General features: G+C 68.5%; 14 protein-coding genes and 1 pseudogene. 4 read left to right on the plus strand and 11 right to left on the minus strand.

Annotation, left to right across the window (positions count from 1 at the left end):
* Position 1 precedes the first annotated feature (1 nt).
* From JDV09_RS15180 to JDV09_RS15220, 9 genes and pseudogenes are all read right to left on the minus strand, one after another.
* A complete protein-coding gene (locus JDV09_RS15180; RefSeq protein WP_372452930.1) occupies positions 2-1,156 on the minus strand; it encodes a virulence factor Mce family protein in 1,155 nt (384 codons plus the stop codon).
* Positions 1,153-2,538 carry an MCE family protein gene (locus tag JDV09_RS15185; RefSeq protein ID WP_221369970.1) on the minus strand — a complete coding sequence of 462 codons (1,386 nt, stop codon included), beginning with the start codon at positions 2,536-2,538 and terminating at the stop codon, positions 1,153-1,155. The genes JDV09_RS15180 and JDV09_RS15185 overlap by 4 nt, the downstream gene beginning before the upstream one ends.
* Entirely contained in the window at positions 2,535-3,887 is a 1,353-nt protein-coding gene (locus tag JDV09_RS15190; protein ID WP_221369971.1) for an MCE family protein, read from the minus strand. The genes JDV09_RS15185 and JDV09_RS15190 overlap by 4 nt, the downstream gene beginning before the upstream one ends.
* Entirely contained in the window at positions 3,884-4,924 is a 1,041-nt protein-coding gene (locus JDV09_RS15195) for a virulence factor Mce family protein (RefSeq protein WP_372452931.1), read from the minus strand. The genes JDV09_RS15190 and JDV09_RS15195 overlap by 4 nt, the downstream gene beginning before the upstream one ends.
* A 48-nt stretch (positions 4,925-4,972) precedes the next feature.
* Positions 4,973-6,421, minus strand: a complete 1,449-nt coding sequence (locus JDV09_RS15200; RefSeq protein WP_221370068.1) for an MCE family protein — start codon at positions 6,419-6,421, stop codon at positions 4,973-4,975.
* 2 nt (positions 6,422-6,423) lie between these two features.
* Positions 6,424-7,278: an ABC transporter permease gene (locus JDV09_RS15205; protein ID WP_221369972.1), complete on the minus strand. Its 855-nt coding sequence runs from the start codon at positions 7,276-7,278 to the stop codon at positions 6,424-6,426.
* Positions 7,275-8,042 (minus strand): MlaE family ABC transporter permease, encoded by a 768-nt coding sequence (locus tag JDV09_RS15210; protein WP_221369973.1) that lies wholly within the window; start codon positions 8,040-8,042, stop codon positions 7,275-7,277. Before JDV09_RS15210 ends, JDV09_RS15205 begins: the two co-directional genes overlap by 4 nt.
* Before the next feature lie 184 nt (positions 8,043-8,226).
* Positions 8,227-8,521, minus strand: a pseudogene (locus JDV09_RS15215) (VOC family protein); the annotation flags it as partial.
* Positions 8,522-8,597: 76 nt separating this feature from the next.
* On the minus strand, positions 8,598-9,203 hold the full coding sequence (locus tag JDV09_RS15220; protein ID WP_221369974.1) for a TetR/AcrR family transcriptional regulator: 606 nt from the start codon (positions 9,201-9,203) through the stop codon (positions 8,598-8,600).
* A gap of 101 nt (positions 9,204-9,304) precedes the next feature.
* Between JDV09_RS15220 and JDV09_RS15225 the strand changes: the two genes are divergently transcribed.
* The 3 genes from JDV09_RS15225 to JDV09_RS15235 all read left to right on the plus strand — a co-directional run bounded on the left by JDV09_RS15225 (position 9,305) and on the right by JDV09_RS15235 (position 13,786).
* Complete coding sequence (locus tag JDV09_RS15225; RefSeq protein WP_221369975.1) at positions 9,305-10,180, plus strand: alpha/beta fold hydrolase; 876 nt, start codon at positions 9,305-9,307, stop codon at positions 10,178-10,180.
* Positions 10,177-13,113: an aminotransferase gene (locus JDV09_RS15230; protein ID WP_221369976.1), complete on the plus strand. Its 2,937-nt coding sequence runs from the start codon at positions 10,177-10,179 to the stop codon at positions 13,111-13,113. The genes JDV09_RS15225 and JDV09_RS15230 overlap by 4 nt, the downstream gene beginning before the upstream one ends.
* A 298-nt stretch (positions 13,114-13,411) precedes the next feature.
* Positions 13,412-13,786 (plus strand): limonene-1,2-epoxide hydrolase family protein, encoded by a 375-nt coding sequence (locus JDV09_RS15235; protein WP_221369977.1) that lies wholly within the window; start codon positions 13,412-13,414, stop codon positions 13,784-13,786.
* An 18-nt stretch (positions 13,787-13,804) separates the two neighbouring features.
* Here JDV09_RS15235 and JDV09_RS15240 read toward each other — a convergent pair whose 3' ends face one another.
* On the minus strand, positions 13,805-14,740 hold the full coding sequence (locus JDV09_RS15240; protein ID WP_221369978.1) for a hypothetical protein: 936 nt from the start codon (positions 14,738-14,740) through the stop codon (positions 13,805-13,807).
* Positions 14,741-14,768: 28 nt separating this feature from the next.
* Here JDV09_RS15240 and JDV09_RS15245 point away from each other — a divergent pair, with 28 nt between their 5' ends.
* Positions 14,769-15,560 (plus strand): adenylate/guanylate cyclase domain-containing protein, encoded by a 792-nt coding sequence (locus JDV09_RS15245; protein WP_221369979.1) that lies wholly within the window; start codon positions 14,769-14,771, stop codon positions 15,558-15,560.
* A 1-nt stretch (position 15,561) separates the two neighbouring features.
* Here JDV09_RS15245 and JDV09_RS15250 read toward each other — a convergent pair whose 3' ends face one another.
* A complete protein-coding gene (locus JDV09_RS15250; protein WP_221369980.1) occupies positions 15,562-15,729 on the minus strand; it encodes a hypothetical protein in 168 nt (55 codons plus the stop codon).
* Positions 15,730-15,763: the final 34 nt, after the last annotated feature.

Consider the following 15,763-nt stretch of genomic DNA (forward strand, 5'->3'; position numbering starts at 1 on the left):
CTTAAGGCCCCTGATCGAAGCGGTACGGAGCGACCAACGGGTTGCCTGCGGTGCCCGGGCCGCCCGCGATGCACGGGTTGGGGAACTGGCCGATGGTGCGGCCCCACTGCAGTTCCAGCCAGGTCAGGTCGCACTCCCAGCGGCTTCCGGTGAAGAAACCGGAGTCGATCCTGCTCAGCGTCAGGTCGAGGATCAGCGTCAGGTTGGCGTAATCGCCGCGCATCCAGTTGGTGAGCGTCTCCTTGGGGAACGGGAAGGTGGGCAGGAAGCTCAGCGCGCGGGTCAGCGCAGGACCGGCGTCGGCCAATTTCTCCAGGACCGTTCCGAGGTCTTCGAGTTCGGCGACCAACGCCTCCTTGGTCTGGTTGACCGAGTCGGCGGCCAGTGCGCTGAACCTACCCAGTTGAGTCAGCGCGTCGGCGAGGTTGTTGCGCTGATCTCTGAGCACGGCCAGCGCATCGGGGATCGTCTGCAACGCCCTGTCCACCACGGGCTTCTGCTCGGCGATCTGCCCGACCAGGTTGTTCAGGCTCTCCGTCGCGGCGATGATGTCGGTCTTCTGATCGTCGAGGTACCCGATCGCCTTGTCGAGCTGTTCGATCAGGCTGCGCAGATCACCTTCGCGTCCGGCGAACGCGACGCTCAACGCCTGGGTGATGTCCTGAACCTCGCCGAGGCCGCCACCGTTGAGCAGCATGGCCACCGCGGCGAGCGCCTGCTCGGTGCTCGGGTATGCCGCTGACGACGACAACGGGATCAACGATCCTTCGTGCAGCTTGCCCTCGGGCGCGACGTCGGTGGGCGGTGCCAGCTCGATGTGCAGGGAGCCCAACAGACTGGTTTGACCGAGCGTGGCCGTCGCGTTCGCCGGCAGCTCGACGTCACCGTCGAGCTGCATGGTCACCAACGCATGCCAACCCTGGCGTTCGATCTTCCTGACGTGGCCCACATTGACGTCCGCGACCCGGACCCGGGAGTTCGGCTCGATGTTGTCCACGTCCGGCATCTGCGCCTGGATGGTGAACGCCCCCGGGCCCGTGCCCTCGACGCCGGGCAGCGGAATGGAGTTCAGCCCCCGCCAACCGGAACACCCGCTCAGCAGCCCGGCCAGCACCACCGCGACGGTCGCCGCGCGGAACACCTTGACGCGCATCATGGCCCCACGCTCCCCGGCTCACCCGTGGGCCCGGCCGGCACCATCAGTCCCTGCAAACCGTCAGCCGGATTCGGCGTGGCAGGGGGCACGGCGGGGGGCATCGCCTCGGCCGGCAACAGTGGACCCGTGCTCGGCGGGAGCGGCGCGCCGGCGGCCGGTGGTGGACCTGCCGACGGGGCCGGTTGCGGGCCTGCCGACGGAACTGGTTGCGGTGGAATGTAATCCGGACGCAGCCAATCCTCACTGTAGGTGAGTTCGTTCGGTCGGGTGCTGGCTCCGACGAAGACGTTGTTCGCCAGCGGCAGGAAGTTGTACTGGCGGTTCTTGATGATCGGCGCCAGGTACTGCACGCACAACTTCGCCGATTCTTCGGCACCCAGGCGTGAGGCGGCCTGGACGGCGCCGCACAGGAAGGAGATCGGATCGGCGAAGTTGTTGATCATCGGCACGCTGCTGATCGCGCCCTGGGCGGGCTGCCAGATGTTGACGTAGTTCTGCAGCGTGTTGGGCGCCACGTGCAGGAACTGCTTCACGTCGCCGAGGCTGTCGGTCAGCGCCTGGGTCACCCCGGCCAACTTGTCCGATGTGGTGCCCAGCGACTCCCGGTTCTCGGCCACGAACGTCTGGACCTCTCCGACCACTCTGTCGAGGTCGCGGACCGCGCCGGCCACCTCGCCGGGATCGTCGGCGAGCAGCCCGGTCACGGATGCGAGGTTCTGGTTCAGCTGACGCATGACGTCGGTGCTGTCCTGCAGCGCGGACACCAGGATGGCCAGGTTCTTGACCGTGGAGAAGATGTTGGTGCTGCGATCTCCCAGCGCCGAAACCGCTTGGGACAGCTTGATGACGGCGTCACGGATGTTGGCGCCCTCGCCGCGCAGGTTGTCGGCCGTGGTGTTGATGGCCGAACCGAGGGGGCTGACGCCGCCGGGTTCGGTCGGCTGCAGTGTGTCGGCAAGCACCGCCAGTTGCTGGCGGACCTGGTCCCATTCCACCGGGACCGCCGTGCGTTCCCGTGGGATGACGGCGTCGTCCTCCATCACCGGCCCGCCGGTGTAGGCGGGGGTGAGCTGAATCGTCCGCGCCGTGACCAGGGTCGGCGACAGGATCGCCGCCTTGGCGTCGGCCGGAACGTCGTACTTGCTGTCGTACCAGAAGGAGATCTTGACCGACATGGGCTGCGGCTCGATGGATTCGATCTTGCCCACGGGCACCCCGACGATGCTGATGTCGTCGCCTGCATAGATGCCGTTGCTGTTCTCGAAGTACGCCACGACGTGTGTGCGGTTGATCGACTCGGTGGTGCGCAACAGCACGACCACCCCGGCCACCAGTATCACGGCGAGGGCAAGACCCAGGAAGATCCGCGCGGAACGTGTCATTGTCCGTCCTCCGCGGAGCCGAGGTGGGGCGTCTCACCGGGGGCGGGGACCAGCAGCGGCAACGGCGTCGGTAGCGGCGTCGACTGCAGGCCGGGGGGCGCCTCGGCGGGTGGTCCCGGCGGCGGCCCGCCGGGCGGCGGCGCCGGCAGCGGTTCGCGATACGGGTAGCAGCCGGGGCCGGGCAACGGCAGACCGGGTGGCCCGCACGCCTGGTCGCCGGGGTTGCCGGTGATGGCGTCGGGAACGGTCAGACGCGGTTCACCGCCCTGCCCGGTCCGCGGATAGGGCACGGGCAACGCCGGCGTGCCCGGTTGACCGACCTGCGGATCGGTGCGCTCCGACGGCAGCAGGACACTGGGGTCCACACCGAGGTCGGAGAATGCGGCGTCGATGAACGGCTGCAGGAACTGTCCCGGCAACAGGTTGGCGACGTAGGTCTTGAAGAACGGGCCCGAGGACACCGATTCACCGAGCGACATCGAGTACTGCTGCAGCAGGTTGATCGATTTCTGCAGGCGTTCCTTGCGGTTGTCGAGGATCGTCAGCACACCGTTGAGCTTGTCCAGCGCAGGTTTGAGGGTTTCGCGATTCTCCGCGATGAAACCCAGCAGTTGTTCGCTCAGCGCCGAGATGCTGCCGGAGATCTGATCCAGTGCGGCGCTCTGGTTCCGCAGCTCGGCCAGCAGTGAGTTGCTGTTCGAGACCAGGCCCACGATCTGGTTGCTGCGCTCGGCCAGCACCGTCGTCGCCTTGTCGGCGTTGCCCAACAGGTTGCGCAACTCGGCATCGCGTTCGTTGAGTGTCTGGGAGAACCGCGCGACGTTGTCGACCGCCACCCGCAGCTGCGGCGGAGTGTCGGCGAACGTGTCCGCCAACACCCGGAGCGAGTCCGACAACTGATCGGTGTTCAGACCGCTGATCGTGGTCGCGAGATCACCCAGCGCGTCGGGCAGTTGATACGGAGACGTGGTGCGCTCCAGAGGAATCGGACCATCCAGTCCGTCCTCACCGCGCGGGGTGATCTCGAGCATCTTGGTGCCCAGCAGCCCCTTGGTCTTGATCGCCGCCTCGGTCCGATCACCGAGCCGGATGTCCCTGGCCACGGTGAACGTGACGAGCGCGTGCGGTCCATCCAGCTCGATGGACTTGACCTCGCCGACCTCGAAGCCGGAAACCTGCACGCCCTCACCGGTTTTCAGTCCGCCCGCTTCGGCGAAGTAGGCCGAGTACTTGTTGCCCTGCAGGAACGGCAGCCTGTCGTAGTTCAGCGACCCGGCCACGATAGCGACCGTCACCGCCAGTCCGACGGCTCCGATGACGAGCTGATTGCGTTCACTGAAGGACCTCACCTCGGCGCGCACCTCCCGGTGGACTGCCCCGCGACCTTCACGTAGACCGGCTGTCCACCCTTGCCGTTGAGTTTCAGCACGATGTCACACAGGTAGAAGCTGAAGAAATCACCGTAGATGCCCTGCCGCGCTAGGGCTTGATAGGCGTCCGGCAGCGTGTTGATCAGGTTGTCGAAGTATTCGTGGTCTGCCACCACGATTCCCGCGGCGCGGTCGGTTTCCTGAGTCGTCTTGGCGAACGGCGGACGTGCCTGCACGAGCAGATCCGCGATGCTGGAGGCTGCTGCATTCGTATACGCCAGACCGCTGCTCAGGTCCTCTCTGCGGGACTCGAGCGTCTCCATCAGGCCGGCCAGCGCGTCGATTGCCTTGGCGAACTGGTCGTTCTGATCGCCCAGCGATCCGAGCACCACGTTGAGGTTGGTGATGACCTGGCCGATCAGCTGATCCCGGTCGGCCAGCGTGCTGGTCAGCGCCGCGGTCTGAGCCAGGAACGAGTTGATCGTCGGGCCCTGGCCCTGCAAGGCTTGAATCAGCTGTCCGGACAGCGCGTTCACCTGCTCGGGATCCAACGCCTGGAACAACGGCCGGAATCCGCCGATCAGCGCGTCGAGGTCGAGCGCCGGCACGGTGCGGGCCATCGGAATCGTCTCGCCCGGCCGGAGAGTCGCCGTGCTGCCGGTCCCTTCCTGCAGCGCGAGGTAGCGTCCGCCGATCAGGTCGTCGTAGCGGATGACCGCCCTGCTGCCTTCGGTCAACACCACCGACTCGTCGGCGCTGAACTCGACCAGCGCCGAGGTGTCGGGCTGAATCGCGACGTTGTCGACCTTTCCCACCTCCACACCCGCGATGCGCACGAAGTCGCCGTTCTCCAACCCGGTCACGTTGGAGAACAGGGCCTTGTAGCCGTAGGTCTTCTCCCCGAACCGCATCTGCCCGAAGACGGCGAACAAGCCGAACACGCCCAGCAGGCACACAGTCAGGAACACGGCAAGACGCACTGCGTCGTGTCGAACCCTGGCATTCAGGCCTGGCATGGCTGGGCACCTCTCCTCTCGGTGGCGGTCATGGTGACTCGGTGGCGGTCATGGTGACGGCGCCGCCTCCCGTGGCAACGGGACCGGCGGTAACGGGGTGGGCTGCATATCCGCCGGGTGCGCGACGATGAACGGCTCAGAGCCCGGCGTCGACCCGGGTTCGCGCGGCGCCATCGGCGGCGGCGCGGGTGGTAGCCCCGGCCACAGCGGGGTGCCGTCGGGCGCGTACAGGTCCGCACCATAGGCCGGGGCCCCCGGATACGGAATCGGCCCGATCGCGGGCCCGCCGAACAGGTTGCGGATGCTCGGCGGTTCCGGCACCGCTCGGGTCGTCGGGAGGTAGTTGGCCCAGGCCGGGAAACCGATGCCCGGATTGGGCCGCCAGTCGATCCCGGTGCCGAATCCGGTGTTGGTGACCAGGTTCCGCACCGGCCAGTTCTTGGCCACGTCGGGCAGCGAGCCACACCCCGGTTTGCCGCCCGGCCCGCCCTTGGCCCCGATGACGGGCAGATGGTCCGGAAAGTGGTACGGGTCGTCCCCGAGTGCCAGTCCGGTGTCCAGTACGAGTGTCCGCCCGTTACCGCCCGGCGCTTCATAGCCGCCGGTGTCCAGCAGCGTTTTCGCGCCGACGAGCAGACAGGTGTATTCCGGGCTGTACTTGTAGAGCAGATTGGTCGTCGGCTCCAGTACGTTGATGGCCCTGATCAGGTTGGCCTGGTTCGGCGCGAGCAGGCTGATGCCGCTGTTGGAGAGCCCGATGGTGGCCAGCAGCAGGGCATCCAGCTGGTCGGCGCCGCTCGTGATGGTCGTGCTGGTCGTGCTCAGCGCGTCGAGTGTGTGCAGGATGTCCTGCGCCGCTGCGCTGTAGGTGTCGTTGAAGTTCTTCAGCACCCGCCAGTCTTCGGCTATCGTCTCGTTGCGCGGATTCAGCTCGAGCAGAACCTGGTTCGCGTCGGTGGTGGCCTGGCCTATCCGCTCGCCCTGCCCGCGGACGCCGTCGGCGAGCGCGGACAATGTGCTGTTGAGCTTGGCCACGTCGATCCGCTTGATCACGTCGACCACGTTCTGGAACACGGTGTTGGCCTCGACCGTGACGTTCCTTGATTCGATCACCTGACCGGCCTGAAGCTGTCCCACCGGATCGCTGGGATACACCAGGTCGACGAACTTGGCGCCGAACACCGTGGTCGCCCGGATCTGGGCTTCGACGTTCGCCGGGATGTGCTTGATCTTGTCGGTGTCTATCTCCAGCGTCAACGCCACCGGCTGGCTGCCACCCTGGATCGCGGCCACCCGCCCGACCACGACGCCGCGCAGCTTGACCTTTGCGTTCGTCTCCATCACCAGGCCGGAGCGATCAGAGGTCAACGTGACCGCCTCATACGACCTGAACGAGCCGATGAACAACGAATAGGTCAGCCACAGCGCGCCCACGGTGACCAGCAGGAGGATCAGTGTCCACCAACCGGGGTGCAGGCCTTCTTCCTGTTGCTCCATGGTCACCCGGCCAGATTGAAGTTGCCGGATTGGCCATAGACGGCCAGGGAGAGCATCACCAGGACGAACGCCGAGACGATCAGCGACGTGCGCACCGCGCGCCCGACGGCCTCCCCCACTCCCGCCGGTCCGCCTCGTGCGGTGTAGCCGTAATAGGTGTGCACGAGCATGATGATCACGGCCAGCACGATGCACTGACCGAACGACCACATGAGGTCGGTGGGGTTGAGGAAGGTCTTGAAGTAATGGTCGTAGACACCGGTCGACTGGCCGTAGATCACGGTGGTGCCGAAGCGCGCCGCCCAGAAGGCCATCAGCACACCCACGCAGTACAGCGGGATCACCACGATGAAACCGGCGATCACCCGGCTGGAGGCGAGGAACGCGATGCTGCGGATACCCATCACCTCTAGCGCGTCGATCTCCTCGTTGATCCGCATGGCGCCGAGTTGTGCGGTGGCGCCGGCGCCGATCGTGGCCGACAACGCGATGGCGGTGGTGGCCGGGGCGATCAGCCGCACGTTGAAGTATGCCGACACGAAACCGGTGAGCGCCTCCACGCCGAGTTCGGAGAAATCGCTGTAGCCCTGCACCGCCACCAGTGCGCCGGTGGTCACGGTCAAGAAGCCGACGATCGCGACCGTTCCGCCGATGACAATCAGCGCCCCTGCTCCGAGGCCCATTTGGGCGATGATGCGGATCAACTCGACGCCGTAGTGGGTGAAGACGTACCCGACGGAGCGCAGCGTGCGGCCGTAGAACTTCGTCTGCGTCCCGATGTGCACCCACGGAGCGGCCACCGCCTGGTACCCGGCTTTCAGCCAGGGGAACTGGGAGTGGGGCTTCGAGACGGTCATAGCGTGATCTTGATCGCTACTGCGGTCGCGACGATGTTGATGGCGAACAGCGCCATGAACGTGAACACCACCGTCTCGTTCACCGCGTTGCCGACGCCGGCTGGGCCGCCGCGTACGGAAATCCCCTTGTAGCAGGCGATCAGGCCGGCCGAGAGCCCGAACAACGCCGCCTTCACCAGCGCGATCACCACGTCGGTGGCCCCGATGATGAGGGTCAGCCCGGCCGCGAACGCGCCGGGTGAAACGTGCTGGATGTACACCACGAAGAAATAGGCGCCCGAGATGCCGACCAGGATCACGGTGGCGGACAAGGCCAACGACACCACGGTGGCCGCCAGCACCCGGGGGACCACAAGGGCGTGGATGGGATTGATGCCCATCACGCGCAGCGCGTCGAGTTCCTCACGGATCGTCCGCGCGCCGAGATCGGCGCACATGGCCGTGGCGCCGGCGCCGGCCACCACCAAAACGGTGACGATCGGCCCGATCTGCCGCACCGTGCCGAGGGCGGCCCCGGTACCCGAGAAGTCCGCCGCGCCGATCTCGGTCAGCAGGATGGTTTCGATGAAGGTCAGCAGAACGGTGTACGGGATGGTCAGCAACAGCGTCGGCAGAATCGACACCCGCGCGACGAACCATGACTGGGAGATGAATTCACGCCACGCGAAGGGGAGACTGAACAGGCCCACGAACGTGTCGAGCGCCATCGAGTAGAACCCACCGAAAGCGCGCACGGGCTTGGCGATTACGCCGGAAGCGACCATCTAGCAGGTCCCCCCTCGTTTGCACCTCACCGTCATTGGGCCCTCCGAGGCCGTGCCTGGACCCGTTCGGGTGTCGCTGACGTTACACACGGGGGCGCGCCGAAGAACCGTATATCACCAAAATCTGACGCGCCAACGAAACGGAGCGGGCAGCGGTTCTGACCGTGCAGATCGTCGAACATGGCCACCCCGACCCCTGGCCGCCGTCGAGCAGGCGGTCCCGGTAGCGGTCGACCTCGGCCTGGTCGCTGCAGGTCACGGTCAACGAGACCGCCTCGGTGAACGGGAACTGTGGTCCACCGTTGACACCGATGAACCGCTGTCCGTCCAGGACGAACGACCCGGACACCAGCTGTCCGGGTCTACCCGGCTTGGCGTCGGGGTAGCGCGTGAGCGTCTCGACCGACGAGCGGGGGAAAACGCTAGATCGCGTCCTCGACATCGTCGTCGAACCACAGCGACGGTGTGATGGCCGGCATGCGCGGACCTCCTCGGGGTCGGATCGGCACGGGTCGAGAGAAGACCGCCGGCAGCCGCGGACGCCATCGCCCGGCGTCAGCCCGGGTCGACCGCACCCACCGCACGCAGCGCGAAGCCGACGACGCGGGCCCGGGACTTCTCGAGTCCCGGCAGGTCGTTGAACACCTCGGAGGCCAGCACCCGGCCGACGGCCGCGCTGATCGCCACCGCGTCCAGTTCCGGATCTGCCAGCGGGAACGAGCCGTCGACCCGTCCCCTGGCGAGGATCTCGACCAGGGAGCGTTCGCGGTCGGCGTGCGAGCGCTCCCGGATCGCGCGGTAGCCGGCGGCCGCCCGCACCTCGTCGGAGTCGATCACGGTCACGTGCATGCGAAGCTGCGGGTCGGCGCACAGGTCGAACAGCTCGCCGATCCACGCCGCCAACTGATCCGACGGGTTGCCCGCCGCCCGCTCGGCGATTCGATCCACCCGGGCGGCGAGCGCATCGCACTCCCGCTGCAACAGCGCCAGGAACAGGTCGTCTTTCGAGCCGAAGTGCCGATAGAAGGCCCTGCTCGACACCCCGGCCCGGCGCAGGATGTCCGACACCCGGATCGGGCCGGTATGCGGTTCGAACAAACAGCTGTAGGCCGCGTCGATGATGCAGCGTCGATCCCGTTCGTGGTCGGATCCGGCCCGCACGAAGCAGAATATTAGGGACTCCGCACCGGGTCGGGACCCCAGATGGCCACAAATCCCGAACTGAGTAACGTGATAACCCGGGGCCAGCCGAGAGGACGCCTGTGAGCAAAACCCGCAGCGAGCCGAAGACCACGATGTTTCGTGGTGCCGACGACGACCTCGCACTGGTCGCCGACGAGTGGAACGACCCCGCTGCGACGGTGGGCTTCGACGAGTCCCGCCCGTCGGTGCTGATGCTGCACGGTGGCGGGCAGAACCGGTTCTCCTGGAAGAAGACCGGGCAGGTCCTGGCCGCCCGGGGCCTGCACGTGGTGGCGCTGGACAGCCGCGGTCACGGTGACAGCGACCGCTCGCCGGACGCGACCTACACCGTGGAAGCGCTGTGCGCCGACACGTTGCGGGTGATCGACCAGATCGGCAGGCCCGTCGTGCTCATCGGCGCCAGCATGGGCGGGCTGACCGGCATCCTGGCGGCCCGCCAGGCCGGGCCCGACCGGGTGGTCCGGCTGGTGCTCGTCGACGTCGTGCCGCGCTACGAGAAGGACGGCAGCGCCCGGATCCGGGAGTTCATGTTCAGCCACGTGCACGGTTTCGATTCCCTCGAGCAGGCCGCCGACGCCGTCGCGGCGTATCTGCCGCACCGCACCAGACCCCGCAGCGCCGAGGGGCTGAAGAAGAACCTTCGCCACCGCAACGGCCGTTGGTACTGGCACTGGGATCCGGCGTTCCTGACCAAACCGAACGAGGACCCGTTCGTGCGGGTCGAACAACTCGAACAGGCGGCGATGGAGCTGCAGGTCCCGATCCTGCTGATCCGCGGCAAGCTGTCCGACGTGGTCAGCGAGGAGGCGGTCGCCGACTTCCTCGAGAAGGTGCCCGGCGCCGAATTCGTCGAACTCTCCGGAGCCGGCCACACCGCGGCCGGCGACGACAACGATGCGTTCTCCGACGCCGTCGTGCAGTTCGTCCTGCGGTGAACACACCGGGCCGTACGACGGGCTTCAACTTTCTCGAACAGCCCGGATTGCCCGCTCCCCAGGTCAGCGAGTCCGCCGCTGAGAACATCCTGGCCACCCGGTACGGCCTCGTCGCGCGGGCGCGGTCACTGGGCAGCCAGCAGGACAAGAACTTCATCGTCAGCGGCCCCGACGGTGCGGTCATCGGGGTGCTGAAGGTGGCCAATCCGGCCTTCACCGCGGTAGAGCTGCAGGCACAGGACGCGGCGGCGCAGCTCATCGCCGACGCCGAGCCCGCGTTGCGGGTGGCGGTACCACTCCCCAACTCCGACGGCGGGATGTGCAGTGAGGTCACCGACGTGGTGGACGGGACCGCCTACGTGCGGTTGTTGAGGTATCTCGACGGCGGCACGCTGGTCGGCGCGGGTTATCTGCCCCCGGCCGCGGCGGCCGGTCTGGGCGAGGTGGCCGGCCGGGTCAGCCGCGCACTGCGGGACTTCAGCCACCCCGGCCTGGACCGGATTCTGCAGTGGGACCTGCGTTTCGGGATGGCGGTCATCGACGAGCTCGGTGCATACGTGCCCGACCCGGAGCTTCGCGGGCGACTGCTGACGGCGGCCCGCGAGGCCTGGTCACGGATCGCGCCGTTGGATGCCGCGCTGCCGCGCCAGGCGGCGCACATCGACCTGACCGATGCCAACGTGGTGGTCTCTCACGACGGCGGATGCCCACGCCCCGACGGGGTGATCGACTTCGGCGACCTGTGCCACACCTGGGCGGTGTCCGAACTGGCGATCACCGCCTCCTCGGTGCTCGGACACGTTGGTGCGCAACCGACCTCGGTGTTGCCGACGATCCGCGCGTTTCATGCGGTACGGCCGCTGTCGGCGGCCGAGGCCGACGCCGTGTGGCCGCTGCTGGTCCTGCGGACGGCGGTGCTGATCGTCAGCGGTGCCCAGCAGGCGGTGCTGGATCCCGACAACGACTACATCACCGAGCAGTCCGACGCCGAGCTGCGGATGTTCGAGATCGCCACCTCGGTTCCGCTGGACGTGATGACCGCGGTCATCGGCTCCGACCTCGGGCTGGCCGCGCCCACCGGCGCGGTCGCGGTGCGCGCACCGTTGATGGCGGTGGATCCGGCCGGCGTCGTCACGCTCGAACTGTCGACCGTCTCCGATGTCTATGACGAGGCCTTCGACCCGTCCGGGGCGCTGCCCGACGACGTCGAGGACCGGGCGGCCCGGGCTTTGCTCGACGGCGGAGCGGCCCTCGTCGTCACCCGCTACGGCGAGGCCCGGCTGAGCCGGGCACCGCGGCTGAGCCAGGACTCCCCCGCTGTCGTGGCCACCGGGATCAGCGCGTGGTCGGCCACCGACACGACGTTGAGCGCGCCGTGGGACGGCACCGTCGACACCGCCGACGACGGCCGGGTCACGTTGCGCGGCGAACAGTTCGAGCTCAGCCTCACCGGCGTCACCGCGGCGGCGACCGGGACGGTGCAAGCCGGCCGGCCGGTGGCGCGCTGCACGGGTCGGGTGGACGTCGGCGTGCGTCCGGCGGGGGCCGCGGCGGCCCCGCCGTTCACCTCGGCCGAGTTGTGGCCCGGATGGTCGGCGCGCACCCGTGACCCACGACCCCTGTTCGGGCTGGCGCCGCTCGAGCACGGCGACACCGGCGATCTGCTGTCGCGGCGCGACGCCAGTTTCGCTGCGGTGCAGGAGTTCTACTACCGCACGCCACCGCAGATCGAACGCGGCCGGCGCCACTTCCTGATGTCCACCGCGGGACGCTGCTACCTGGACATGGTCAACAACGTCACCGTGCTCGGCCACGCGCATCCCCGGATCGCCGACACCGCTGCGCATCAGCTGCGCAGGCTCAACACCAACTCCCGCTTCAACTACGCGGCCGTCGTCGAGTTCAGCGAGCGGCTGGCCGGCCTGCTGCCCGATCCACTGGACACCGTGTTCCTGGTCAATTCCGGTTCGGAGGCAAGCGATCTGGCGATCCGGCTGGCGACCGCGGCGACCGGGCGCCGCGACGTCGTCGCGGTCCGCGAGGCGTACCACGGCTGGACCTACGGCACCGACGCGGTGTCGACGTCGACCGCGGACAACCCGAACGCCCTCGCCACCCGGCCGGGCTGGGTGCACACCGTCGAATCGCCCAACAGCTTCCGCGGGAAGTACCGCGAGGACGAGGCGTTCCGCTACGCCCGGGACGCTGTCGCCACCATCGCGGGACTCGTCGCCGAGGGCCGGGCACCGGCCGGGTTCATCTGCGAGAGCGTCTACGGCAACGCGGGCGGCATGGCGCTGCCCGACGGCTACCTGCGGCAGGTCTACCAGGCGGTGCGCGAGAGCGGCGGCCTGGCCATCTCCGACGAGGTGCAGGTCGGATACGGCAGGCTCGGCGACTGGTTCTGGGGGTTCCAGCAGCAGGACGCGGTGCCCGACATCGTCTCGGTCGCCAAGTCCACCGGAAACGGCTATCCGCTCGGCGCGGTGATCACCAGCCGCGCGGTGGCCGAGGCCTTCGCCGGACAGGGGTACTTCTTCTCGTCCACCGGCGGCAGCCCGCTGTCGTGCGCCATCGGCATGACCGTGCTCGACGTGCTGCGCGACGAGGGTCTTCAGGCCAACGCCCGGCACGTCGGCGGGCACCTCAAGGCCCGGCTGACCGGGCTGCGCGACAGGCACCCGATCGTCGGCACCGTGCACGGCTTCGGCCTCTACCTCGGGGTGGAGCTGATCCGCGACCCCGTGACGCTGGAGCCCGCCGCCGCGGAGACCTCGGCGATCTGCGAACGGATGCTCGACCTGGGGGTCGTCATCCAGCCCACCGGCGACCACCAGAACATCCTGAAGACCAAGCCGCCGCTGTGCATCGACATCGAGGCCGCCGACTTCTACGTCGACACCCTCGACCGGGTCCTCACCGAGGGGTGGTAGTCGCCACGTTTCGGCCGCCCGTGCCGCCGCCTCGCCGCCCGTGCCGCCGCCTCGCCGCCCGTGCCGCCGCCTCGCCGCCCGTGCCGCCGCCTCGCCGCCCGTGCCGCCGCCTCGCCGCCCGTGCCGCCGCCTCGCCGCCCGTGAAGCTATCTTCACGTTCGCCGCCCAACGTGAAGGCACCTTCACACGCCAACGCCAGCGGCCCGCCGGCCTCACCCAGCGGGCCGCCGAGCCAGGCGCTCGCGTGGCCCGGCCGCCCGGGCTTGATTTACCCGGCCACGGTGGGTTTCATCGAACGATGACCCGCTCCCCCGACGACGTGGTGACCGAATTCTGCGCCAGGTGGACCACCCCGGACCCCGACGAACTCGCCGCCTATTTCACCGAAGACGGCGTCTACCACAACATGCCGATGGACCCGGTGGTCGGCCGCGCCGCGATCAGCGCGTTCATCACCGAGTTCACCAGCATGGTCGACGGGATCGACTTCCGGGTGCACCGCCAGATCGCCACCGACTCGGTGGTCTTCAACGAGCGCACCGATGTGATGCGGTTCAAGGACGGCCGCGAGCTGGCGCTGCCGGTGGCCGGCGTCTTCGAGGTCCACGACGGCGCGATCGTCGCGTGGCGCGACTACTTCGACATGGCGACGGTCACCGCCGCGTTCGGCTGACCCCGTTGGGACCCGGCATCACGCCAGCAGCGCCACGTCGTCCAGCCGGTGGTCGGTGAGGATCTCGAACATCGCCCGCCCGCTGACCAGCTCCGAGCGGTCGAAGGCCTTTCCGGCCACCTGCATCCGGCAGCGCGCGAGCGCGGAGTTGTAGCAGTACTTCAGGCCGCCGTGGGTGTCGGTGTAGGTCAGGCCGATCACCTCGGCAGGCTCGGCGGTGATCTCGCCCTCGATCATCTGCTCGCCCACCCGCGCGCCGAAGGTCCACCGGAACGGCGCGTAGCGCCCGTGGGTCTGCAGGCTGCCGGCCACGCCGCGCACCGCGAACTCCTGCTCCTGGTGCCGCAGCACGAACAGCGTCACGCCGGGTGCCAGCAGCGGACCGATCGCGGTGCGCGCCGTGACGATCTCCAGCGTCGAATCGGGCGCATCGTCGAACCCGCACACCTGCCCGTACGCGTACGCCGCGGTGTGCCGGGTGCCCCAGTTGTGGTTGACGCTGCCCAGCCAGCCCTCGACGGCCAGACCCAACCCCGGGACCTCCAGCCGGCCGTCGAACCGGGCCAGCGGATGGCGCACCTCGGTCTTGGCGGGCGGGAACCTCGACCGGTACGCCCGGTCGGGCAGTACCCGGACCGGCGCCTGCCCGCCCGGGGTGATCGACAGGTCCCACCGCGCGGCCCCCGCCAGCTCACCGCTGGCGCACCGGTCGTCGAGGCTGGTGCCGGCTATCCGGGCGGTCCACTCGTCGTCGGCGAAATCGGCGTCGGCGATCGGATACGACCGTTTGACCGCGCGGTTTCCCGACGGGTCGAACACCATCACCCACACGTCGGCACAGGGTGTACCGGTAGTCGGGACCAGCAATGTCTCGCGCAGCCAGATCGCACGATCGCCGTCGGGGTCGTTGGCGCGCAGGAAACGACTCTCGTAATAGGGGGCCTTCGCCGTCATCACGCCTTCAGCATCCAATACTGGACCGATGACCGGAGCGCAGATCGGAGCAAGTGTGCTGGCGGCGATCGTCGTCGCCCAGGCGATCGCCCTCTGGGTGCTCGCCCGTCGGCTGACGGCGGCCCGCAACGACGCCGACGAGCTGCGGCGCCGCCTGGACACCCGCCAGCTGCTGGTCTCCGGCAGCACCAAGGCGGTCAAGACGGTGTGGCAGACCGCCAGCATCCTGCGGCGCGACGGGCTGGGCGCGGCCGTCCGGTCCTCGATCGAAGAACTCGCGGACTGGGCCGAGGTGGAACGGCCCGACCTGGCACGACTGGCCCCCGGCGGCCGGGTGGCGATCATGTTCTCCGACATCGAGGAATCCACCGCCCTCAACGAACGCATCGGCGACCGGGCGTGGGTGCGGCTGATCGGAAAGCACGACAAGGCGGTGCGCCGCCTCGCCGACGCCCACCAGGGCTACGTGGTCAAGAGCCAGGGCGACGGATTCATGATCGCCTTCGCCAGACCCGAGCAGGCGGTGCGCTGCGGCGCGGCGATCCAGCGCTCACTGCGCAACCAGCCCAACGGGATTCGCGTACGGATCGGCATCCACGTGGGCAAGTCGGTGCTGCGCGGCGACGATCTCTTCGGACGCAATGTCGCGATGGCCGCGCGGGTGGCCGCTCAGGCCGCCGGTGGCGAGATCCTGGTCAGTGACGCCGTCCGCGACGCCGTGGCCGACTGCGACGACATCGTCGTCGGGCCGGGCCGTCAGGCGCAGCTGAAGGGGTTCACCGGCTCGTTCGAGCTCTACCCGGTGCGCACCGCGCGCTGACTCAGCGCTGCCCGGCCGCGTCGGCCTCGGCCAGCCGCTGGTGCAGGCGGGCCCGGATGTCGTCCGGAGTGTAGGCGTTGCGCCTGCGCTGGTCACGCGCGACGAGCACGCCACCGGCCACCACGCCGGCCGCCCCCGCCAGCCCGATCCACTTCCAGACACCACGCATGCCCGCCAGTCTGCCTAAGCTGCGGGGGTGAAGC

This window comes from Mycolicibacterium xanthum (assembly GCF_019710635.1).
Classification (GTDB): domain Bacteria; phylum Actinomycetota; class Actinomycetes; order Mycobacteriales; family Mycobacteriaceae; genus Mycobacterium; species Mycobacterium xanthum.